We start from the raw sequence: 23,139 nt of genomic DNA on the forward strand, positions 1-23,139 counted from the left end.
GTTACGCCTCCCTTCTCACATCAACCAACGTACTGTTACAGCAATGTCCGTTGCTTAATGGTTCCACATGATCATTCGTTACATGGCTACTACTACCGCCCTGTTGTTCCCACCAACCGTTATCTAACGACACCACACCACGCTTTATATGAGTGGTTACATCCGCTATCGCCCGATGTTCGCCGCGATGGTTATAAACCACCACCCATTCGCCAGCGCTGATATCGCGCGAGCGCGCATCATCGGGATGAATCATCACGTTTGGACGGTTACGTTGAACCTCGAGGATCCATTCATTCATGCCGTGGCTAGAATGAACGCTGCGGGCCAGCTTTCGCTGTACCGCCATTAGAGGATATTTTTTCGCGAGCTCAGGAGAGCCTTTTACTGACTCAGAAACCTGTTTCCAGGTGACCACCGGTGAAAAGTTTTTCTTTTGCCACTCTTCTATAAACAGATTTGCTTTGCCCGTACTGGTCCGGAATTGCCCGTCTTTGAATGGAATCCAATCGCCCTCCGTTGGGCGAACAGGTCCTTTAGCCAACATCTCACGAGTAATACCAGAACCTTCCAGGCAAGCATCGATGTAGTGCTCTATTGGCTGGTTGAACACCTCACCAAAGCCAAAGCGCTCTGCGAGTCGGGCAAAAATCCAATAATCAGGTTTCGCTTCACCCGGCGGTTCCACAGCCTTTTCCATCAATTGCACGTAATGACTACGCACACCAGCCATCAGGCTTACATCTTCAAAAATGGTCGTAACTGGAAGCACCAGATCCGCATACAGCGCTGAGGAAGTCATCAAGTTGTCCGCAACCACAACAAAAGGAACGCTTTTGAAGGCTTCCCGAACCTGGTTGGTATTGGGGAGTTGAGTCATAGCTCCCATCGTCATGTTCCACCAGAACTTAACAGGATGAGGTTTCTGCTGGACAATCCATTCCCCAATTTTCGACACAGGAATTGGCGCAATTTTTTTTGCATTTGGTGCAGGTGGGATAATGGGGGAGAACTTAGCCATCTGCCTTGCACCACCGGCATCGCAAACACCAGCGCCCCGTTTACCAATATTCCCAGTGAGCAATGCCAGATAGAATTGGCTCGCAGCGACATAAGTCCCAAATTCAGTGCGTTGCGCACCGGACATATTCTGGATAATCATCGAAGGTGTTGTGCTGGCGTAATCACGAGCAAGTCGCAATACCGTCTGTTCAGGAATATCAGTTTCTTCTGTTACTCGTTGAACATTCCAGGGCTCTGCTTCTTGTTTTATCTGGTCAAGAACGGTGGTAAACGCGCTGCCAACTGGCAATTCGTTGCTGAAAAGAGCAGGTATTACTCCGGGTAAGTCATGACGCACAACGCGCTGACTGCGGGTATCGAAGACCAGATAGCTATCCGGATCTTCAGCTTTTTCACGCAATAATTTTTGCTGTGCGTCTATTAGATAAACGGCACCGGTATGTGCTCTCAAAAATTCCGCGTCATAACGCTTTTCATCAATGATGATTTTGATCATCCCCAAAGCCAAAGCAATGTCAGTACCCGGAACAATAGGGATCCACTCATCTGCTTTTGCCGCCGTTTCATTGAAACGAGGATCGATAACCACCATGCGTGCGCCATTGCGCTGCGCCTGACTATAATTTTTGAAATAAGCATGCATGGTTACTGCTGGATTGTTCCCCCAGCAAAGAATGTAACGACTGTCAGCTATCGTATCGCGTGTATCTGCATAGCGTAGGCCCAGCATGGGTATCATGGCTGCAGTCACCGCTGCACAGCAAAGAGATCCCGCCTGTTTGGTTGATCCACCCAGATAGTCGAAAAAGGCTTTCCCCATATCATTCTTGATGGAGTCCATATTCCCGGCATGGGTAGTGATTAACAGCCCTTCATTGCCATGAGCCTCAATCGTGTCACGAATCTTGTTTTCGATAAGATCGAGAGCTTCATCCCAACCGATCGGTTTAAAAATCCCTTTCCCTTTCTCACCGGTACGCAAAAGTGGCTGGGTCAAACGTAGTGGGTGATATACCCATTTGGTACGGCTAATACCGCGCAGGCAACATTTCACATTGAAATCTTTGCTTGCCTCGATTTTCATCAAACGGTCTTGCCAGACAAAGGCAGTCAAATTGCAATGCAAGCACTCCATTGCACAGGTGGAGCGGTAGGTCTTGTAATCCGAGAGTTTCAGGCGCACCCGTGGGAGTGGCTCGCCGTTTGCCTGACGTAAACCCAACATACAGGGTGTAAGTGAAGCTAACCCAATCACGCCCATCCCTTTAAGTAACATTCTTCGTTGTAATCGATATTTGCTCAACGCTTCCATGAAATACCTCCTGTTTTTAATCACCATTAGTGAACCACGGTAAACCAATGGTGAACTTGAGAGATATCAACGATCGTTTAATCCCGAAATCAAGGTTTAAGGAATGTGAAGTCGGATCGATATCAGAGGGTTTAGTGATAGACTCAGCGAAGATTGAGAACGGGATATACCATGCCAGAAACGATACAAGGTGTTAATTCAGTCGATATTGCGGTCTCCATTATGGAGTACATCGCCACGCAGCATGGCCGGGCTAGAGCAACGGATATAGCAAAAGGTTGCGGCTTATCAAAAAGCCGTCTGCATAAGTATCTTGTTTCACTTTGCCGGACGGGAATATTGTTTCAGGATGGCAGCGGGCAGTACTGCTTGGGTGACACGATTGTGCGGCTCGCCAGCAGTGCAGCAACTCACGCCGATCCACTCTCTTTGATCAACAACTTGCTGTGCGAGTTTCGCGATCGGATGAATCTCTCAACTGGTATGGTCATTGCTCAATCGGGCAATCTTGTTCTACGCCACTATCACCGCAGTTTTCGAAATGTCGAAATTGATTTTCGCGATAATACGCCAATCCCGCTTCACTTAAGTGCTGCCGGGCAAGTGTATATGTGCTTTGGCAATTACACGCCAGCGAATGAGCGAGAACAGCAATTAATTGAAGAGACAACAAGACGGGGATACGCCGTGCGCTATAAACCTGCGCAGGGAATCCCTGGTGCGCAATCAATCGCCTGCCCGATACTGAACCGTAAAGGCAACCTGTTGGCTATTGGTGTCACAATGGGATTCTTCGAAAAAGAACAGATTCCTGAGATTGCACGGGAATTGAAACAAGCGTTATCGACACTGGAGTTGTGAAAGGGTCCTCCTGTGAGAAAGACCCTTGTCGAATAATTTAAGCGCGATAAACCTTCACGTTCTCAAAACCTTGCTCACGCAGATACAGCGCCTGCAAACGGCTCATCACACCACGATCGCACCACAGCAAATAGTTTTTGCTCTGGTCCAAATCGCCGAATGCGGTGCTCAGTTTATAGAATGGCAGTGATGCCACTTCCACGCCTTCTGGCTTGAATGGCTTATCGTCTTGCTCGTCGATAGAACGGATATCCAGCAGCACGTCATTCGGGCCAAACGCATCAACGGTTTCAACTTCCGTTACCACTTCTTTGCTCTGATTGGCAATTTCACGGATATCGATGTTGGTGGCTTCTTCAATCACACGATCGAGGACAGAGAAGTCAAAGTTGGCTTCTTCTGCTTCAATCTTCGCCTTCACCGCTTTAACGGTTGGGCTCTTCGAGATAACACCACAGTATTCCGGCATGGTACGAGCGAAATCAGCGGTACCAATTTCACGTGCCAGATCGATGATGTGCTCTTTATCGTGAGAGATAAGCGGGCGCAGAATCAGCGTATCGGAAACATTGTCGATCAAACGCAGGTTGGTCAGCGTCTGGCTGGAAACCTGACCCAGTGCTTCACCAGTCACCAGCGCCTGCACGCCGTAGCGCTCTGCCACACGGGAAGCGGCACGTACGAACATACGTTTGAGCACCACGCCCATCTGGCCGTCTTCGACTTTCTCGAGGATTTCGCCAACAACAGGCTCAAAGTTGATCGCCACGAAACGCACACGGTGGGAGCTACCGAAACGGTTCCACAGATAATGCGCCACTTGTTTAACGCCGATTTCGTGCGCCGCACCACCGAGGTTAAAGAAGCAATAATGCACGCGGCAACCGCGACGCATCAGCATATAGCTGGAAACCCCGGAGTCGAAACCACCGGAAATCAGCGACAGCACATCTTCTTGCGTACCAATCGGGAAGCCGCCGATACCTTCGTAACGGCCTTTCACCAGCAGCAGGCGATCGTTTTCGATTTCCAGATTAACGGTCACATCAGGCTTAGTCAGTTTTACGCGCGCTGATTCAATGTGCTGATTCAGGCCGCCGCCGACATAGCGTTCAACTTCAATCGAGCTAAACTCATGCTTACCACGACGTTTCACACGCACACAGAAGGTTTTGCCCTCCAGTTGCTCGCGATAAAGTTCCAGCGCCTGTTCGAAGATATTGTGCAAATCGGTAAACGGCACATCTTCAACTTCCAGAATGTGGTGAATACCAGGAATGCGGGTCAATGCTTCACGAATGGCGATGCGCTGATTTTCATCTTTAGCGCGAACTTCAATGTTGTCCCAGTGGCGAACAACCGCCAGATCTTCATCGTAGTGTTTTAAAACGTTGCGAATGTTCCCGGTGAGCATCTTAATAAAGCGTATGCGCACAGATTGACTCTTGATTGTGATTTCCGGGAACAATTTAATGATAAACTTCATGGCGGCTATGATTCGTTGATGAGCCAGGCACGGTAAACCATGCGGGCTGAAAGACTTAAAGAATTGCAGCGGCAATAAGCGCCGTTACATCCGAGGCGCAAAAGTATATCACTAAGAGCTTGCCATGGCGTTACACAAATGACTCCGCTACCATGGTGGGGTCGCAAAAATTATTAGAGTCAGACATTCACTATGCCGAAAAAAACCGAAGTCCCGGCCAGTTTTGAAACTGCGCTTGTGGAGCTTGAGCAGATTGTTACTCGTCTTGAAAGCGGAGATTTAGCGCTCGAAGAGGCGTTAAATGAATTTGAACGTGGCGTGCAACTGGCGCGTCAGGGTCAAGTGAAACTGCAACAGGCAGAGCAACGCGTACAAATCCTGCTAAACGATAGCGAAGACGCCCCACTCAAGCCTTTTACCCCGGATAACGAGTAAATGGATTTTAACCATCAGTTGCAGGCCCACGCCGAGCGGGCCAACGATGCGCTGCTGCGTTTTCTGGCACCGCTACCGTTTCAGAACACTCCTCTGGTTGAGGCTATGCACTATGGCGCACTATTTGGTGGCAAGAGACTGCGCCCTTTCCTGGTTTATGCGACCGGGGAAATGTTCGGCATAGCGCAAGAGACGCTGGATGCACCTGCTGCGGCAATCGAATGTATCCATGCTTATTCATTGATTCATGATGATTTACCTGCCATGGACGACGACGATTTACGTCGTGGGCAGCCGACCTGTCACATTAAGTTCGGTGAAGCCAGTGCCATTTTGGCCGGAGACGCCCTACAAACGTTGGCGTTTTCTATACTCAGTGATGCACCTATGACTGGCGTGGCGATTGCCGACAGGCTGGCAATGGTAAAAGAACTGGCAACTGCCAGTGGCGTTGCGGGAATGTGCGGTGGCCAGGCACTGGATCTGGAAGCGGAAGGTAAGCATGTAGATTTGCAAAGCCTTGAGCGCATTCATCGCCATAAAACAGGTGCGCTAATTCGTGCCGCCGTTCGTCTGGGTGCATTGAGCGCAGGTGATGCAGGCCGTAACGCCCTGCCGTTGCTTGACCGTTACGCTGAAAGCATCGGGCTGGCATTCCAGGTTCAGGACGATATCCTCGACGTTATTGGTGATACCGCTACACTGGGTAAACGCCAGGGCGCCGACCAGCATCTGGGTAAAAGTACCTATCCGGCCTTGTTGGGGCTTGAAAATGCCAAAACTAAAGCTTGGGATCTCTACCAGGATTCTCTCAGGGCGTTGGAAGGCCTGGCTCGCCAGTCGTTAGACACTACCGCACTGGAAGCGTTAGCGAGCTATATAATCCAACGTGATAAATAATTATTAACTTACCCTTTGGCATTCGGGCGCAGGCTTGAAGGATGAAGAGTAAACACCACGATGAGTTTCTAATGAGTTTTGATATTGCCAAATACCCGACCCTCGCACTGGTGGAATCAGCCCCTGAGCTACGCCTGTTGCCAAAAGAGAGCTTGCCGAAACTGTGTGACGAGCTGCGTCGTTACCTGCTCGATAGCGTAAGTCGCTCCAGTGGGCACTTTGCCTCTGGCCTTGGCACGGTTGAACTGACCGTAGCGCTTCACTATGTGTATAACACTCCGTTCGACCAGTTAATCTGGGATGTCGGTCATCAGGCTTATCCGCATAAAATCATTACGGGTCGTCGTGACAAAATTGGCACTATCCGCCAGAAAGGTGGTTTGCATCCGTTCCCGTGGCGCGCCGAGAGCGAATATGACGTATTGAGCGTGGGCCACTCATCCACCTCAATCAGTGCGGGAATTGGTATCGCAGTAGCCGCAGGAAAAGAAGGCAAAGACCGCCGCACAGTTTGTGTGATTGGCGATGGCGCAATCACTGCGGGTATGGCGTTTGAAGCGATGAACCATGCGGGCGACATTCGCCCAAATATGCTCGTTATTCTCAACGACAATGAAATGTCGATTTCCGAGAACGTCGGCGCGCTGAACAATCACCTGGCACAGCTGCTTTCCGGCAAGCTCTATTCCTCGCTGCGTGAAGGCGGCAAGAAAGTTTTCTCCGGCGTACCGCCAATCAAAGAACTGCTCAAACGCACCGAAGAACACCTGAAAGGCATGGTCGTTCCTGGAACGCTGTTTGAAGAACTGGGCTTTAATTACATTGGCCCGGTCGACGGGCACGATGTTATCGGGCTGGTGAACACGCTCAAAAACATGCGCGACCTGAACGGCCCGCAATTCCTGCACATCATGACCAAGAAAGGTCGTGGTTACGCACCTGCTGAAAAAGACCCAATCAGCTTCCATGCGGTGCCTAAATTTGACCCGCAAAGCGGCACGCTGCCCAAAGCAGCGGGTGGCCTGCCAAGCTATTCGAAAATCTTTGGTAACTGGTTATGCGAAACCGCAGCCAAAGACGACAAGCTTATGGCAGTCACGCCTGCGATGCGTGAAGGCTCGGGCATGGTGGAGTTTTCACGCCAGTATCCGTCGCAGTATTTTGATGTTGCTATTGCTGAACAGCACGCCGTGACATTTGCGGCAGGCCTCGCTATTGGCGGTTACAAACCGGTTGTCGCCATTTACTCGACCTTCCTGCAACGCGCGTACGATCAAGTAATCCACGACGTCGCCATCCAGAAGTTGCCGGTGTTGTTTGCCATCGACCGTGCGGGGATTGTTGGTGCTGACGGGCAAACCCACCAGGGCGCGTTCGACATCTCCTTCCTGCGCTGCATTCCGGAAATGGTCATCATGACCCCAAGTGATGAAAACGAATGCCGCCAAATGCTGCACACCGGTTATCACTACAACGCTGGCCCATCTGCCGTGCGTTATCCGCGTGGCAACGGTACTGGCGCGCAATTGCAGCCGCTGGAATCATTACCAATCGGTAAAGGTGTGAAGAAACGCGCTGGTGAGAAAGTCGCGCTGCTGAACTTCGGCACGCTGCTGCCAGAAGCTGAAGCCGTTGCGCAGTCTCTTAACGCGACGCTGGTCGATATGCGTTTTGTGAAACCACTGGATGAAGCGCTGATTCTTGAGCTGGCCGCCAGCCATGAATCGTTAGTGACCATTGAAGAGAATGCCATTATCGGCGGTGCGGGTAGCGGTGTGAATGAAGTGCTGATGGCAAGACGCAAAGTGGTTCCGGTTCTCAATCTTGGTCTACCGGATTACTTTATTCCTCAGGGCACCCAGGAAGAAGCACGTGCGGCTATCGGCCTGGATGCTCCGGGCATGGAAGCGAAGATTCGCGACTGGCTTAAATAATCCCCTCCTCCACTCCTGCTATGCTTAAAGAACCTGAATAGCCGGAGTGGAACCATGCAATACAACACGTTAGGAAAAACAGACCTCAGGGTTTCCCGTCTTTGCCTGGGTTGCATGACCTTTGGAGAGCCAGACCGTGGCAATCACGCCTGGACGCTTCCCGAAGAGAGCAGCCGCCTCATCATCAAACACGCCATCGATAACGGCATTAATTTCTTTGATACCGCCAACAGCTATTCCGACGGTAGCAGCGAAGAGATTGTCGGGCGCGCTCTTAAAGATTTCATGCGTCGCGAAGATGCGGTTCTCGCCACCAAAGTCTATTTCCCGGTGGGTGATCTAACGGAAGGTCTTTCCCGTGCGCAGATACTGCGTTCGATAGACGACAGCCTGCGCCGCCTCGGCACCGACTACGTCGATCTTCTGCAAATCCATCGCTGGGATTACAACACGCCAATCGAAGAGACACTCGAGGCGCTCAATGACGTGGTGAAAGCGGGTAAGGCGCGTTATATCGGCGCGTCGTCGATGCACAGTTCGCAACTCGCACAGGCGCTGGCCTTGCAGGATCAACACGGCTGGGCGCGTTTCGCTACCATGCAGGATCACTACAATCTGATCTATCGTGAAGAAGAGCTGGATATGCTGCCGCTATGCTACGAGCAAGGGATCGCAGTGATCCCGTGGAGCCCGCTGGCGCGAGGCAAACTCACCCGTCCGTGGGGCGATACTACCGCACGTTCAGTATCCGATGAAGTGGGTAAAAACCTATACGACGGCAGTAAAGACAACGATGCGATGATTGCCGAACGACTGGCAAATGTGGCTGACGATAAAGGCGTGTCGCGGGCGCAAGTTGCGCTGGCGTGGCTGCTGAGTAAACCGGGCATTGCGGCACCGATTATTGGCGTTTCGCGTGAGCATCAACTGGATGATTTGCTTGGCGCGGTAGATTTAACGCTGAAGCCGGAAGAGATTGCCGAGCTGGAAACGGTTTATCAGCCGCATGAAAGGGCTGGATTTAAGTAACGCCCTCACCCTGGCAATTTTGTCAGGGTGAGTTCTGCAAGCCTTGCTGATTTTCCGTTCACCCGTGCGTTCAGTTATCTCTTTAATGCCCGAAAACGGTGAACGTGCCAGGTGGATAACGACATCCCCCTGGCGACCCCGTCGCCCGGTCATTAAATTGCCGCTGCGCGGTAAACCCCAGCTTATCCCCAACATCAGGGTCGTTCGCGACTCGTTCCCGACGATCGCTCTCTTTCGCTGCTCCCGGCAGCTCAACCCTGATTTATGGGGAACACTGGGGCAATTTATACCGGGAACAAGGTCAAAACCGGCTCGGTGTGGTCTTTCGGTTTTGACGTTGACCTTTGGTTCCGGCTTCAATCGCCTCCATTTTGACTCCAGGTGGCCGGGTCCAGCCGTCGGGAACGGCTGGAGGGCGCGATCGTCTGGAACGAATCGCAACCGACCCGGACACGGAGGCAAAATGGAGATTTACCGCTTGCGGCGATTGATTTGCCGGGAGTCCGGGTTCTTAGGGTGGCGACGGTGGCCACCCTAAGTCGTTCACCGGTTCAGTGGCTATATGAAACACTGAACACCAGGTGAACGGAACTGTCTCGCGACTCACAGAGATGTGACTAAGAGACAATACAGGAGAGGGAATAGTCGGTTTCTCCCTCGCCATCAGGGAGAGGGGCGATTAATCTAGAACAAACCAATCGGCCAGTGGTGCCCAATCAGGTAAATAATCCCCGCGGAGAAAACGCCCGCGACAATATCATCCACCATAATCCCCATTCCGCCGTGAACGTTACGGTCGAACCAACGGATTGGCCATGGTTTCCAGATATCGAGAATACGGAACACCACAAACCCTGCGGCTACCCAGCGCCAGTCGTTGATGGGCAGCGCCATCAGCGTAATCCACATGCCGATGAACTCATCCCACACGATACTGCCGTGGTCATGAACGCCCATGTCGCGTGCGGTCTGGTGGCAAAGATAAACGCCGATACAAATACCGAGCATGATGACCATGGAGTAAACCTGCCACGGCAGGAAGGTCATCAGGTACCAGAACGGGATCGCTGCGAGCGACCCCGCCGTTCCCGGCATAATCGGGCTTAAACCACTACCAAAACCGGTAGCCAGTAAATGCCAGGGATTGCTGAGCTTGAGACGGCTTTTTGCCACATCTTTAGAGCGACGCAAAGTGGTCATATCCTTTTAAGTTCAACGTTACAGGTTTGCCGTTCTGCAAGAATTGTAGCCCTTCGGACTCAGGCCCAACCTGGCCGATGCAAGTAAATGGAATCCCAAGATTGCCAATAGCCACATCCAGCGCGCCACGATTGAGTTCCGGCACCGTAAAGCACAGCTCGTAATCTTCACCGCCGGAAAGCGCCCATTGCAAGGCCTGCTCGGCGCTGACGTTTGCTTTTACGGCATCCGAATATGGCAGAGCGTCGAGATCGATACGCGCCCCGCACTCGCTGGCTTTAAGGATATGACCCAAATCGGAAATTAGCCCGTCGGAAAGATCAATCGCGCTGCTCGCTAAATCACGTAATGCCTGACCATGAAGGATTCGCGGCGTCGGTCGCAAATGGCGTTTTTTCAGATACGCAGATTGCGTAGCATCTTTAACGGCTAAACGATCCTGCAAAATAGCCAGACCTGCCGCGCTATCGCCAGGTGTGCCGGTGACATAAATCCAGTCGCCAGGGCGCGCTCCGCTACGTTTAAGCGCACGTCCCACCGGCACAAGGCCGTGGATACCCAGCGTCATCGCGAGCGGACCACGGGTGGTATCACCGCCGATGAGCTGCATATCGTAGTATTCGAGTTGTTCAAACAGACTATCGCTGAAGGCTTCAAGCCAGCTTTCATCGACTTCAGGAAGGGTAATAGCCAGCGTCAGCCAGGCCGGATCGGCGCCCATAGCAGCCAAATCGCTTAGATTAACCGCCAGAGCTTTGTAGCCCAAATCGCGAGGATCGATATCCGGCAGGAAGTGGATACCTGAGACAAGCGTATCGGTGCTTATCGCTAAAAGTTGCTTCTCGGCTACCGTCAGCAATGCACAATCATCGCCGATTCCGGTTTCCACATCGCGACGGGAACTGCTTACGCGATCAAAATAACGGGCAATTAAGGAAAACTCACCGCATGCCATTCGTTACGCCTCTGAATATACCCGTCATTCTGCAAGCTGCGGGGGTTGTTCGCTGCAACTCGAATACTAACGGATATAGAATAAAAAAAGGCCGGGTATTCAGTATTCTTTAGGCTACAGCGTTGTTAGCTGTAGCTCAAAAACTCATGAATAATCACCGGCCAGAAGATTACTTTTTGCGGGGACGAATCTGTGGAGCAGCCTTATCAAGCACACCATTTACGAACTTGTGGCTGTCTTCGGCACCGAAGGTTTTCGCAAGATCGATGGCTTCGTTGATTGCCACTTTGTATGGCACGTCATCACGTTTAGACAGTTCAAACAGTGCGATACGCAGAACCGCTTTTTCTACCTGACCCAACTCTTCGAGTTGACGTGACAGGTAAGGCTTCATGAGCCCATCCAGATACGCGCTGTTAGTAGCCACCCCGATCAACAGCTCGCGGAAGTAGACAACGTCAACGTCTTTGACGTCCTGTTCCGCCAGGAACTGGTATTCGACATCAGCGATGTCATTTCGAGATAACTGCCAGGAGTATAGCGCCTGAACGGCACACTCACGGGCACGGCGACGAGCAGCAGGTTTCACAGATTTCCCCTTACAAAAAATCAGGCCTTGATGGCTTTCAATACATTAATCATTTCAAGCGCGGTCAGTGCAGCTTCTGCACCCTTGTTACCGGCTTTTGTGCCAGCGCGTTCGATGGCTTGTTCAATACTTTCGGTGGTCAGCACGCCAAAGGCGACTGGAATACCACTTTCCTGCGCAACATGTGCCAGGCCATTGCTGGCACCACCAGCAACATATTCAAAGTGAGCTGTGCCGCCACGGATAACCGTACCCAGCGCAATCACTGCGTCATAATTACCGGTTTTCGCCAGTGCATCTGCCGCCAGTGGCAACTCGTAAGCACCCGGAACCCAGACCACGGTGATATTTTCATCTTTAACCTGGCCGATACGTTTCAGGGCGTCAAGCGCACCATCCAGCAGGCTGTCATTGATGAAGTTGTTAAAACGCGCGATGGTGATGGCGACGCGAGCGTCTGGAGTAGCAACGGCTGCTTCAATGATGTTCATATTCTTCCTTTACGGTTCTGTTTAGCCCCGTTAGGGGGGCGGATTTTATCATAAACTTTTCGTGCCCGCTTACGTTTTACTAGCGACTGTATCGCGGCGTCAAATGCAGGCACAAATCAGGGCCGACCTGACGGACTTCACTAAAGCTAAATTCTGGCGCATCGGCTAATTTTTCAAGCCCTGGCAGGTTACATAAGCCACGTGCGTCGTTACCTAATAATTTCGGTGCTACATACACAATCAACTCATCAACCAGACCGGCTTGAAGTAGCGCCCCACCAAGTGTTGCGCCCGCTTCTACCCAAATGGAATTCACCTGGCGTTTGCCCAGTAACATCATCATGACGACCAAATCGAGATGACCGTTATGCTCTGGCACGATAAATTGCTCAACACCATCAGGCCATATTTGCTCATCCGCTTTACAACGTGCAAGCCAGGTTTCACCTGCCTGAGCGACAATTTTGTGTTGCGGCGTCACGAGATTTTCACGATCGAGAATAATGCGCGTTGGCTGGCGTAAGTTTTCTTCGGCGTAAACTGCCTGAGTCGCGCTGTCTAATTCATTCCAACGCACAGTTAAAGACGGATCGTCAGCCAACACCGTTGCACTGCTGCTCAGAATAGCTGCACTTTGCGCACGCAGGCGCTGCACATCACGGCGTGACTCAGGCGAAGTGATCCACTGACTTTCACCACTTGCCATCGCGGTGCGTCCGTCCAGCGACGCGCCAAGTTTGAGTTGGATGTATGGGAAGCCAGTGCGCATACGTTTCAGGAAGCCACGATTAATTACCTCAGCTTCGTTCATCATCAAACCATGGCTGACTTCAATGCCCGCTTCTTTCAGGCGATACAAACCACGCCCGGCAACTTGTGGATTCGGGTCTTGCATCGCGGCAACCACACGCGAAACACCAGCCGCAATTAACGCATCGCAGCATGGAGGTGTGCGACCGTGGTGACTGCAAGGCTCCAGCGTGACATACGCTGTTGCACCTTGTGCTTTGTCACCCGCCATCCGCAATGCGTGAACTTCTGCATGAGGTTCGCCCGCACGAAAATGGAAACCTTCACCGACGATTTCGCCATCTTTGGCGATCACGCAACCGACATTTGGGTTCGGCATGGTGGTGAAACTCCCGCGCTTTGCCAGTTGCAGCGCACGAGCCATAAACTTTTCATCAAGCGACATCAGCATTAATCCTGTAAACGGGCAATTTCTTCGCCAAACTCGCGGATATCTTCAAAGCTGCGATAAACCGAGGCAAAGCGGATATAAGCCACTTTATCGAGTTTCTTAAGCTGTTCCATAACCAGATTGCCGATCATTTTGCTTGGTACTTCACGCTCGCCTGTGCCACGCAATTGGGATTTGATGTGGTTTACTGCCATTTCAACGTCGTCAGAGCTCACTGGGCGTTTTTCCAGTGCTTTTAGAATACCGCTACGTAGCTTGTCTTCATTAAACGGTTCGCGAACATCATTACTTTTCACGACACGTGGCATCACTAGTTCCGCCACTTCAAAAGTCGTGAAGCGTTCATGACAAACCAGGCATTGACGGCGGCGACGCACGGATGACCCTTCGCCGACAAGCCGGGAATCAATCACTTTGGTGTCTACTGCGAAACAGAATGGGCAATGCATGGCGCGTCCTGAAGGATTATTTAAATGAACAATAGTTTACCGCGAAGTAGCGGGAGTACAAAGGTAACGCCACATCATCCCAACAAATATGACTTTTCATGAGCGACAAGCTACGCTTAAAACAGGACAAAACTTCAAGGAAAAATTAGAAATGACAAAGAGTTACCTAAGAATCCTCCTGGTTACCACCCTGGTGAGTCTCAGCGCCTGTGCCCAACAAACTGAAGTGCGCCAAATGAAGAGTGAAGTAGGCTCATTGAATAAAGAAATGACAAAGCTCACTGACCAGACAATCAAGTTGACGCAACAAAATGCGCTGAATGCGAAATCAACGACTGGCGTCTACTTGTTACCAGGTTCTAAAACCCCGGCACGCCTGAATAGTCAGTTAGGCAATTTGCAAATGTCGCTGAGCAGCATGACTCCAGAAGCAAATGGCACCCGTGCGATGCTCGTTATCAAAGGCGAGTCTAACGATCCTCTGCCCGCTTTTACCGGCAAGGTAGAATGGGGACAAATTCAGGGCACCACGGATAACTACCAGGAAGTGAACGTCCAGTCGCAGCAATTCAGTGCGCCAGCTAGCGTGTTAGCACCGAGCGATGTCAGTATTCCATTGTTGCTTTCAGGTCTTTCGCCGGAACAATTAGGTTTTGTGAGAATTCACGATATACAACCAGTCGACCCTTCTCAGGCACTACCAGCCCAATAATAGATAATTGCCCTCGCACTTGCGGGGGTAACCCTCAGTAACATCTGTGTTTTTTGTTACAACTAAACAAATGAAACACGATCAATACCTTTCACTTTAGTGAATAAATCTAGTGATCTTAATCACATATACCTGTAACAGGGGACCAGCTATTTGCTTAAATTTCAGAAGCAGGTAGAATCTCGCCCGTTTTTAATGTGCGCAATTGAGAACGCAATCGATTACGTACTTAACGATAATGTGAAATGAAACATATTTTTGTGAGCAGGGATTTCTATAATAGGCGCGTCAATAAAAAGCCAAGTTAATGGTTGATGACCTTAGGTGATAAAACACCTCCTGCCCTCACGGGATCCATGTAAAAAACAGTGGCATATAAAATGAAAAAAATTATTTTGGCGGCTAGCACCGTCCTGGCGCTTTCAAGCTCTTTCACGGCTCAGGCTGAAGAAACAAAAAATACCGAATACCTCTCTGATTGGTGGCACCAAAGCGTTAACGTTGTGGGCAGCTACCACACCCGTTTCGGGCCACAAATCCGTAACGATACCTACCTGGAATATGAAGCTTTCGCTAAGAAAGACTGGTTCGACTTCTATGGTTACATGGATGCACCAGTCTTCTTCGGTGGTAACACTGACGCAAAAGGTATCTGGAACCACGGTTCTCCGCTGTTTATGGAAATCGAACCGCGTTTCTCTATCGATAAACTGACTGGCACTGACCTGAGCTTCGGTCCGTTCAAAGAGTGGTATGTTGCAAACAACTATATCTACGATATGGGTCGCAACAAAGATGGCCGCCAGAGCACCTGGTACATGGGTCTGGGTACCGACATCGATACTGGCTTACCAATGAGCCTGTCCATGAACGTGTACGCGAAATACCAATGGCAGAACTATGGCGCATCCAACGAAAACGAGTGGGATGGCTACCGCTTCAAAGTGAAATACTTTGTACCGATTACTTCCCTGTGGGGCGGTAACCTGAGCTACATCGGTTTCACCAACTTCGACTGGGGCTCCGATCTGGGTGATGACAATTTCCTCGACCAGAAAGGCAAACAAGCTCGCACCAGCAACTCTATCGCTTCCAGCCATGTTCTTTCTCTGAACTACGATCACTTCCACTATGCAGTTGTTGCCCGTTACTGGCACAACGGTGGCCAGTGGAACGATGACGCAGATCTTAGCTTTATGAATGAGAACGTGCGCTCTACCGGTTGGGGTGGTTACTTAGTGGTTGGTTACAACTTCTAATAGCTGTCTGAATCTTTAAAAAGCCGATCCGCTAATTGCCGGTCGGCTTTTTTGTTTCTGGAAGAGAACCTTCAATTTGCTGCAACTCAATAAAATGGTTTAGAGAACGGTCGGAACGCTCTGAGAAGTACAATCCTGTAGTTTTGACCGACAAGCAGCGATCCACTCGAAAACTCCGATAAACTAGTCCCTCCTGACAGCATACTGTCAGCAGACTTTTATACTGGCGAAAAAAAACCGCAGCACGATGGCTGCGGTTTTTGATATCAGCAAATACCCTGACTATTAAGGCAGAATCGACGGTTGATCCGCACCTTCTTTCTCTACTTTCTGCTGCAACATGTGCTCACGCTTCATGCCCAGTTTCAACGCCAGTGCAGACGCCACGTAGATAGAAGAAACAGTACCGATTGAAACACCAATAAGCATGGTCAGTGAGAAGCCTTTCAGCATCGCACCACCAAACAGATAGAGCATCAGAATCACGACTAAGGTAGTACCGGATGTAATCAACGTACGATGCAGTGTCTGCGTCAAAGAAACGTTGAAGATTTCGTAAGGTGTTCCGCGACGAATCTTACGGAAGTTTTCACGAATACGGTCAGATACTACGATACTGTCATTCAGTGAGTAACCGATAACCGACATCAAAGATGCAACGATTGTCAGGTCAATCTCAATGTGGAATAACGACAACACGCCCAGCGTAATCACCACGTCGTGCATCAACGCGATAACCACACCCGCAGCCAGACGCCACTCAAAGCGGAAGCCTACATAAACCAGAATAGAGATCAGTGCCGCTAACAGCGCCAGAGCACCATTCTGCGCCAAATCCGCACCCACGCTTGGGCCGACGAATTCGATGCGTTTTACACCGGCATTCTGGTTAGTCGCTTCGTTAATCACCTGAACAACTTTGCTGCCCAGCACTTGCCCGCCGGTTTCCCCTTGAGCAGGTGGCATACGCACCATAATATCGCGGCTGCTACCAAAGTTCTGAACCAGCGGCTCAGCAAAGCCAGCCTTCTGTAGTGCTTCGCGCATCTGGTCTAAATCCGCTGGTTTTTCCAGCGAGATTTCGATAACCGTACCGCCAGTGAAATCCAGACCCCAGTTAAAACCTTTCACGCCGATAATCACGACAGAAAGGATTAGCAGGAAACCGGAGATACCGAAAGCCCAGAAATCCCAGCGCATAAAGTCATGGACTCTACGGCCGTAGTTCAATTGTTCAACAGTATATTCCTGTGCCACAACGCACTCCTCAGATAGACAGCTTGTTGACGCGTTTGCCGCCGTACAACAGGTTTACGATGGCACGGGTACCGACGATAGCAGTAAACATGGACGTCGCCACACCAATACCGGTCGTGATCGCAAAGCCTTTAATTGCCCCGGTGCCTACGGCATACAGGATGATGACCTTGATAAGCGTCGTGATGTTAGCATCGAAAATAGAGCTGAACGCGCCCTGGTAGCCCTCGTGGATAGCCTGTTGTACCGAACGTCCGTTACTAAGTTCTTCCTTAATACGTTCGTTTATCAGTACGTTGGCATCGACGGCGACGGCAAGGGTTAACACGATCCCCGCAATCCCTGGCATGGTGAGCGTTGCCCCCGGCAGCAGGGACATAATCCCAACAATCATTACCAGGTTAACCAACAGTGCAGAGGTCGCAATCAGGCCAAACTTCTTATAGAAGAACAGCATAAAGATGATTGAAACGGCCAGACCTGCCAGACACGCTTCCAGACCTTGCTTGATGTTTTCCATACCCAAAGTTGGGCCGATGGTACGTTCTTCAACAATCTGAATTGGTGCAATCAATGCACCCGCACGCAACAGCAAAGAAAGCTGGCGCGCTTCATTTGGATTGCTAATACCGGTGATACGGAAGCTGTTACCCAGACGCGACTGAATATTCGCCACGTTAATAACTTCTTCTTGTTTCGCCAGAATCGCACGACCTGTTGAATCTTTCTTACCGCTGTCTTTGTACTCCACAAACAGGGTTGCCATCGGTTTACCGATGTTGTCCTTGGTGAAGTTAGACATGATGTTACCGCCAGCGCTATCGAGTGAAATATTCACCTGTGCCTGGTTGTATTCATCGGTGCTGGAAGTGGAGTCAGTGATATGGTCACCGGTCAGAATCACACGTTTGTACAGGACAACCGGTTGACCTTCACGGGTCTGTTTCACTTCGGAATCACCCGGTACACGGCCAGAAGCCGCAGCGGAAGCATCCACATTAGTGTTGACCAGACGGAATTCAAGCGTTGCAGTCGCGCCAAGAATCTCTTTCGCACGCGCAGTATCCTGAATACCTGGCAGTTCAACGACAATACGATCCGCACCCTGACGCTGTACCAATGGTTCAGCAACACCCAGTTGGTTTACACGGTTACGCAGGATATTGATGTTCTGTTGAACGGCATACTCACGCGCTTCACTCAGGCGAGCATCTGTCATTACAGCACGCAGTGCGTTGCTGCCTTGAGCAGAAATCACCAGATCACGATGGCGTGGAGTTAAATAGGAGATAGCTTGATCACGCGTTTGGCTGTCACGGAAAACAACATTAGCACCATAGTTATCGGCTTTACGCACGTTGGTGTACGCAATGCTCTTATCGCGAAGATCGCTACGCAGGTTATCAATGGTTTGTTCCTGCAACTTGCTCAGCGCGGTATCCATGTCCACTTCCATCAGGAAGTGCACGCCACCACGTAGATCAAGACCGAGTTTCATCGGTTCTGCGGAAATAGCGGATAACCAGCGAGGAGTGGCCGCAGCTAAGTTAAGTGCCACAACGTACTTATCGCCAAGGACGCTCATCAGAGCCTCACGAGCACGAAGCTGTGTATCAGTGGTGTCAAAGCGTGCAAGAATCGCACCCTCTTCCAGGGCCACAGACTTAGCGGGGATTTTTTCTGCGTTTAAGGTGTTCTGGACCTGGATCAGCGTTTGCTCACTGGCGGCGACGCCGCGCGCGCCAGTGATCTGAACTGCCGGATCCTCACCATATAGGTTGGGAAGTGCGTATAGCAGACCGACGATAAACACGACGATCAGCATGATGTACTTCCACAAAGGATAGCGGTTTAGCACGGTAGTTCCCTTAGGGAAAAACGAATATTACAGCGCCTTCATAGTGCCTTTCGGCAGAACGGCAGCTACGAAATCACGCTTGATAACCACTTCAGTGGTGTCGTTTAACGCGATAGAGATATAGCCAGTTTCAGCTACTTTCACTACGCGACCAACCAGACCACCAGTAGTCAGCACTTCATCCCCTTTAGAGATGGAGTCCATCAGCTTTTTATGCTCTTTGGTACGTTTTTGCTGTGGGCGCAAGATCATGAAATAGAAGATCAGACCAAATACCACCAGCATAAGAATCAAAGAGTACGGGCTACCCTGCGCCGGAGCACCTGTTGCAGCAACCGCATCAGAAATGATAAAGCTCATTAAAAATCCCTCATTATTAAATTAATCAACATTCAAAGGTGGAACTGGTTTACCGATTCGCTCGTAAAAATCACTTACGAACTGCTCTAATTTACCCTCTTCAATGGCCTTGCGTAAACCTGCCATTAAACGCTGGTAATAGCGCAAGTTATGAATCGTGTTGAGGCGTGCACCGAGTATTTCGTTGCAACGGTCAAGATGATACAAGTAGGCACGTGAATAATTGCGACACGTATAGCAATCACACTCAGCATCCAACGTCGAAGTGTCATCTTTATGTTTCGCATTACGGATTTTCACCACGCCATCAGTGACGAAGAGATGACCATTACGTGCGTTACGGGTTGGCATCACGCAGTCGAACATATCAATACCGCGACGAACACCTTCAACCAAGTCTTCCGGCTTCCCTACGCCCATCAGGTAACGTGGCTTGTCAGCAGGAATTTGCGGACAAACATGTTCCAGAATACGGTGCATGTCTTCCTTCGGTTCACCTACAGCCAGGCCGCCGACAGCGTAGCCATCAAAGCCAATCTCTACCAGACCTTTTACCGAGATATCTCGTAAATCTTCGTAAACACTGCCCTGAATAATACCGAACAGCGCATTTTTATTCTCAAGAGAATCAAAGCGATCGCGACTACGCTGTGCCCAACGCAAAGACATCTCCATTGAACGCTTAGCGTAATCCCAGTCAGCTGGATACGGGGTACATTCATCGAAGATCATTACGATATCGGAGCCAAGATCGTATTGAATTTCCATCGATTTTTCTGGATCGAGGAAAATTGCATCGCCGTTGATTGGGTTGCGGAAGTGCACACCAGCTTCGGTAATCTTCCGGATGTCACCAAGGCTGAAGACCTGGAAACCGCCGGAGTCAGTCAGGATTGGACCTTTCCACTGCATAAAGTCATGTAAGTCGCCGTGCAACTTCATGATTTCCTGGCCTGGACGCAACCACAGGTGGAAGGTGTTCCCCAGAATAATTTGCGCGCCAGTGGCTTCAACTTCTTCCGGCGTCATCCCTTTCACGGTGCCGTAAGTGCCAACAGGCATGAACGCAGGCGTTTCTACAACGCCACGGTCGAACACCAGGCGGCCACGACGAGCGCGTCCGTCGGTAGTATCTAATTCAAATTTCACATTTCCTCCAGCATCAGAGAAACAGTCTGATGGTTAAGACAAAACGCCGTCGGAGTAACCGGCGGCGTAGAATTTAGTGATTACGCGCCTGGGCGCTCATCAATAGCCTGCGGATTGTACGTGATGAACATGGCATCCCCGTAACTAAAAAAGCGATATTCGGAACTAACAGCCTGTTTATAGGCATTCATGGTGTTTTTATAACCAGCAAACGCAGAAACCAGCATGATCAGAGTCGATTCCGGCAGGTGGAAATTGGTCACCAGCGCATCAATCACTTTGTATTGATAACCTGGGTAGATGAAAATTTGTGTATCGCCAAAGAAAGGTTCGATCAGGTCATTTTTTGCGGCCTGCGCCGCGCTTTCTAGCGAACGAACTGATGTCGTGCCAACCGCGATAACGCGATTACCACGTGCTTTACAGGCTAATACGGCATCAACAACATCTTGTGGCACTTCCGCATATTCGGAATGCATGATGTGATCTTCGATGCTATCAACGCGCACTGGCTGGAATGTCCCGGCGCCTACGTGCAGCGTGACAAACGCTTGTTCAATACCCTTGCTGCGCAGTGCTTCCAGTAACGGCTCATCAAAGTGCAGACCCGCAGTCGGAGCCGCAACAGCACCTGGTTTCTGGCTATATACCGTCTGGTACAGTTCGCGGTCAGACTCTTCATCCGGACGGTCAATATACGGTGGCAACGGCATATGGCCGATACTGTTTAAAATATCGAGCACGCTGCGTTCATCTTCAAACTGCACTTCGAACAGCGCATCGTGGCGCGCAACCATCGTGGCATGTACGCTTTCATCATCGCCCAACAACAACTCAGTGCCCGGTTTCGGTGCTTTAGAAGCACGGATATGCGCCAGAATACGTTTGTCATCAAGCATGCGCTCGACCAGCACTTCAATCTTACCGCCGCTCGCTTTACGACCAAAAAGACGCGCCGGGATTACGCGGGTATTGTTAAAGACCAGCAAATCTCCAGGGTTGAGCTTATCGAGCAAATCGGTGAAAGTGCCATGCGTTAAATTACCCGTCGGCCCTTCCAGCGACAGCAAACGACACCCACTACGCTGTGCTTGTGGATAATGAGCAATCAAGGATTCAGGTAATTCAAAGGAAAAATCGGCAACGCGCATGGTTTAGAACTCAAGACTTAAAAAGTGGCGCTACAGTCTAGTGCCAGGGGACTTTCCCTGCAAGGAATAAGCCGCCCTTACGCTATTTACGAATAAGGTTACTATGAATTTTCTCGCCCATTTACATCTCGCAAGCCTTGCTGACAGCTCACTTCTGGGTAATTTGCTGGCTGATTTCGTACGTGGCAACCCGGATGAAAGTTTTCCAGGCGATGTGGTGGCAGGCATCCGAATGCACCGTCGTGTGGATGTTCTGACCGACGGTTTACCGGAGGTGGCGATTGCACGTCAATGGTTCCGCCCTGAAACGCGCCGTGTCGCACCGATTACGCTGGATGTTATGTGGGATCATTTCGTTTCACGCCATTGGCAAACGCTAAGCCCGGATATCCCGCTACCAGAGTTTATCTCCAGCGCCCGCGCCAATATTGAACCGTTCTTATCGGACACCCCACCGCGCTTTATCAATCTGAATCAATATCTGTGGGAAGAGCGCTGGATGGAGCGTTATAGCGACATGGCATTTATTGCTAATGTTCTCAATGGCATGGCTAGCCGTAGACCAAAACTAGATGCTTTGCGAGCTTCCTGGCAAGATCTTGATGCTCACTATGATGAGCTTGAAGAGCTGTTCTGGCAGTTTTACCCACGCATGATGGCGATGGCCGAGCAAAAGAATTTGTAGCCTGTCGCAGCCTCACGATTAAATTCTTGCCCTTTTACAAAAAAGGGCTATTTTGGATCGCCGCTGTGCCAATATTCATTTTTTGATAGGTAAATCCTATCTGATTAATCGGCGCAGTGTGCTTGAGTTAGAGGGATTGCCACCCCTATACTCCCCCCCGTTGCGTTAACACTCACTTTAACAAAATTAACAGGAGTACATATGGTCCTGGTTACTCGTCCAGCCCCTGACTTTACAGCTGCAGCCGTTCTCGGTAGCGGTGAAATCGTTGAAAACTTCAACTTCAAAGCACACACCAATGGTAAAACCACCGTTGTGTTCTTCTGGCCAATGGACTTCACTTTCGTTTGCCCGTCTGAGCTGATTGCTTTTGACAAGCGTTACGAAGAATTCCAGAAACGTGGCGTAGAAGTCGTTGGTGTATCTTTTGACTCCGAGTTCGTTCACAACGCATGGCGTAAAACCCCTGTTGAAAACGGCGGCATCGGTGAAGTGAAATATGCGATGGTTGCTGACATTAAGCGTGAAATTCAGAAAGCTTATGGCATCGAACATCCAGACGCAGGCGTTGCTCTGCGTGGTTCTTTCCTGATCGACAAAAACGGTATCGTGCGTCACCAGGTTGTTAACGACCTGCCGCTGGGCCGTAACGTTGATGAAATGCTGCGTATGGTTGATGCGCTGCAATTCCACGAAGAGCACGGCGAAGTGTGCCCAGCTCAGTGGGAAAAAGGTAAAGAAGGCATGAACGCGTCTCCAGACGGCGTTGCTAAATACCTGAGCGAAAACGTTTCTAGCCTGTAATAGCTAAACGTTTTTGACGAGAAAGGCCGCGCAAGCGGC

General features: G+C 50.4%; 22 protein-coding genes. 9 read left to right on the forward strand and 13 right to left on the reverse strand.

Translation table 11 applies throughout. The annotated features are described in order from the left end of the window. Position 1 precedes the first annotated feature (1 nt). Positions 2 to 2,335, reverse strand: a complete 2,334-nt coding sequence (locus LVQ77_RS08325; protein ID WP_232864102.1) for a molybdopterin-containing oxidoreductase family protein — start codon at positions 2,333 to 2,335, stop codon at positions 2 to 4. A 171-nt stretch (positions 2,336 to 2,506) separates the two neighbouring features. Here LVQ77_RS08325 and LVQ77_RS08330 point away from each other — a divergent pair, with 171 nt between their 5' ends. Next, the gene (locus LVQ77_RS08330) at positions 2,507 to 3,196 is read left to right on the forward strand and encodes an IclR family transcriptional regulator (RefSeq protein WP_232864101.1); all 690 of its coding nucleotides are present in this window, start codon (positions 2,507 to 2,509) and stop codon (positions 3,194 to 3,196) included. A gap of 37 nt (positions 3,197 to 3,233) precedes the next feature. On the opposite strand, the gene thiI is transcribed toward LVQ77_RS08330, so the two are convergent. Then, positions 3,234 to 4,682 carry a tRNA uracil 4-sulfurtransferase ThiI gene (gene thiI / locus LVQ77_RS08335; RefSeq protein ID WP_232904174.1) on the reverse strand — a complete coding sequence of 483 codons (1,449 nt, stop codon included), beginning with the start codon at positions 4,680 to 4,682 and terminating at the stop codon, positions 3,234 to 3,236. Between the two features lie 192 nt (positions 4,683 to 4,874). On the opposite strand from thiI, the gene xseB reads away from it, so the two are divergent. The 4 genes from xseB (at position 4,875) to LVQ77_RS08355 (ending at position 8,980) form a co-directional block, all read left to right on the forward strand. After that, entirely contained in the window at positions 4,875 to 5,117 is a 243-nt protein-coding gene (gene xseB, locus LVQ77_RS08340) for an exodeoxyribonuclease VII small subunit (protein ID WP_034493701.1), read from the forward strand. Further along, complete coding sequence (gene ispA, locus LVQ77_RS08345) at positions 5,118 to 6,017, forward strand: (2E,6E)-farnesyl diphosphate synthase (RefSeq protein WP_232864099.1); 900 nt, start codon at positions 5,118 to 5,120, stop codon at positions 6,015 to 6,017. 71 nt (positions 6,018 to 6,088) lie between these two features. Beyond that, positions 6,089 to 7,951 (forward strand): 1-deoxy-D-xylulose-5-phosphate synthase, encoded by a 1,863-nt coding sequence (dxs, locus tag LVQ77_RS08350; RefSeq protein ID WP_232904229.1) that lies wholly within the window; start codon positions 6,089 to 6,091, stop codon positions 7,949 to 7,951. 54 nt (positions 7,952 to 8,005) lie between these two features. Then, a complete protein-coding gene (locus tag LVQ77_RS08355) occupies positions 8,006 to 8,980 on the forward strand; it encodes an aldo/keto reductase (RefSeq protein WP_232904175.1) in 975 nt (324 codons plus the stop codon). Between the two features lie 684 nt (positions 8,981 to 9,664). On the opposite strand, the gene pgpA is transcribed toward LVQ77_RS08355, so the two are convergent. The 6 genes from pgpA to nrdR form a co-directional block, all read right to left on the reverse strand. After that, positions 9,665 to 10,180, reverse strand: coding sequence for a phosphatidylglycerophosphatase A (pgpA, locus tag LVQ77_RS08360; RefSeq protein ID WP_151995538.1), 516 nt, complete (start codon positions 10,178 to 10,180; stop codon positions 9,665 to 9,667). Then, positions 10,158 to 11,135: a thiamine-phosphate kinase gene (gene thiL / locus LVQ77_RS08365; protein ID WP_232904176.1), complete on the reverse strand. Its 978-nt coding sequence runs from the start codon at positions 11,133 to 11,135 to the stop codon at positions 10,158 to 10,160. Before thiL ends, pgpA begins: the two co-directional genes overlap by 23 nt. A 169-nt stretch (positions 11,136 to 11,304) precedes the next feature. Beyond that, positions 11,305 to 11,724, reverse strand: coding sequence for a transcription antitermination factor NusB (gene nusB / locus LVQ77_RS08370; protein WP_120066690.1), 420 nt, complete (start codon positions 11,722 to 11,724; stop codon positions 11,305 to 11,307). A 20-nt stretch (positions 11,725 to 11,744) separates the two neighbouring features. Then, positions 11,745 to 12,215 carry a 6,7-dimethyl-8-ribityllumazine synthase gene (gene ribH / locus LVQ77_RS08375; RefSeq protein ID WP_034457942.1) on the reverse strand — a complete coding sequence of 157 codons (471 nt, stop codon included), beginning with the start codon at positions 12,213 to 12,215 and terminating at the stop codon, positions 11,745 to 11,747. A gap of 79 nt (positions 12,216 to 12,294) precedes the next feature. Beyond that, the gene (gene ribD, locus LVQ77_RS08380; protein WP_232864095.1) at positions 12,295 to 13,410 is read right to left on the reverse strand and encodes a bifunctional diaminohydroxyphosphoribosylaminopyrimidine deaminase/5-amino-6-(5-phosphoribosylamino)uracil reductase RibD; all 1,116 of its coding nucleotides are present in this window, start codon (positions 13,408 to 13,410) and stop codon (positions 12,295 to 12,297) included. A gap of 5 nt (positions 13,411 to 13,415) precedes the next feature. Continuing rightward, positions 13,416 to 13,865 (reverse strand): transcriptional regulator NrdR, encoded by a 450-nt coding sequence (gene nrdR, locus LVQ77_RS08385; RefSeq protein WP_064516598.1) that lies wholly within the window; start codon positions 13,863 to 13,865, stop codon positions 13,416 to 13,418. 151 nt (positions 13,866 to 14,016) lie between these two features. On the opposite strand from nrdR, the gene LVQ77_RS08390 reads away from it, so the two are divergent. Both LVQ77_RS08390 and LVQ77_RS08395 read left to right on the forward strand, forming a co-directional pair. Continuing rightward, positions 14,017 to 14,577: a SadB/YajI family lipoprotein gene (locus tag LVQ77_RS08390; protein WP_232904177.1), complete on the forward strand. Its 561-nt coding sequence runs from the start codon at positions 14,017 to 14,019 to the stop codon at positions 14,575 to 14,577. Positions 14,578 to 14,957: 380 nt separating this feature from the next. Beyond that, positions 14,958 to 15,836, forward strand: a complete 879-nt coding sequence (locus LVQ77_RS08395; protein WP_151995542.1) for a nucleoside-specific channel-forming protein Tsx — start codon at positions 14,958 to 14,960, stop codon at positions 15,834 to 15,836. A gap of 285 nt (positions 15,837 to 16,121) precedes the next feature. On the opposite strand, the gene secF is transcribed toward LVQ77_RS08395, so the two are convergent. The 5 genes from secF to queA all read right to left on the reverse strand — a co-directional run bounded on the left by secF (position 16,122) and on the right by queA (position 21,611). Beyond that, entirely contained in the window at positions 16,122 to 17,093 is a 972-nt protein-coding gene (gene secF / locus LVQ77_RS08400; protein WP_120066277.1) for a protein translocase subunit SecF, read from the reverse strand. 10 nt (positions 17,094 to 17,103) lie between these two features. After that, entirely contained in the window at positions 17,104 to 18,951 is a 1,848-nt protein-coding gene (gene secD / locus LVQ77_RS08405; protein WP_232904178.1) for a protein translocase subunit SecD, read from the reverse strand. Between the two features lie 27 nt (positions 18,952 to 18,978). Beyond that, the gene (yajC, locus tag LVQ77_RS08410) at positions 18,979 to 19,311 is read right to left on the reverse strand and encodes a preprotein translocase subunit YajC (RefSeq protein WP_034457929.1); all 333 of its coding nucleotides are present in this window, start codon (positions 19,309 to 19,311) and stop codon (positions 18,979 to 18,981) included. Positions 19,312 to 19,332: 21 nt separating this feature from the next. Then, complete coding sequence (gene tgt, locus LVQ77_RS08415; RefSeq protein ID WP_232864091.1) at positions 19,333 to 20,460, reverse strand: tRNA guanosine(34) transglycosylase Tgt; 1,128 nt, start codon at positions 20,458 to 20,460, stop codon at positions 19,333 to 19,335. A gap of 80 nt (positions 20,461 to 20,540) precedes the next feature. Then, positions 20,541 to 21,611 carry a tRNA preQ1(34) S-adenosylmethionine ribosyltransferase-isomerase QueA gene (gene queA, locus LVQ77_RS08420; RefSeq protein WP_232904179.1) on the reverse strand — a complete coding sequence of 357 codons (1,071 nt, stop codon included), beginning with the start codon at positions 21,609 to 21,611 and terminating at the stop codon, positions 20,541 to 20,543. A gap of 103 nt (positions 21,612 to 21,714) precedes the next feature. On the opposite strand from queA, the gene acpH reads away from it, so the two are divergent. Beyond that, positions 21,715 to 22,296 carry an ACP phosphodiesterase gene (gene acpH, locus LVQ77_RS08425; RefSeq protein WP_232904180.1) on the forward strand — a complete coding sequence of 194 codons (582 nt, stop codon included), beginning with the start codon at positions 21,715 to 21,717 and terminating at the stop codon, positions 22,294 to 22,296. Between the two features lie 201 nt (positions 22,297 to 22,497). Continuing rightward, complete coding sequence (locus tag LVQ77_RS08430) at positions 22,498 to 23,100, forward strand: peroxiredoxin C (protein ID WP_034457921.1); 603 nt, start codon at positions 22,498 to 22,500, stop codon at positions 23,098 to 23,100. Positions 23,101 to 23,139: the final 39 nt, after the last annotated feature.

Source organism: Buttiauxella cochleicola, assembly GCF_021282435.1.
Classification (GTDB): domain Bacteria; phylum Pseudomonadota; class Gammaproteobacteria; order Enterobacterales; family Enterobacteriaceae; genus Buttiauxella; species Buttiauxella massiliensis.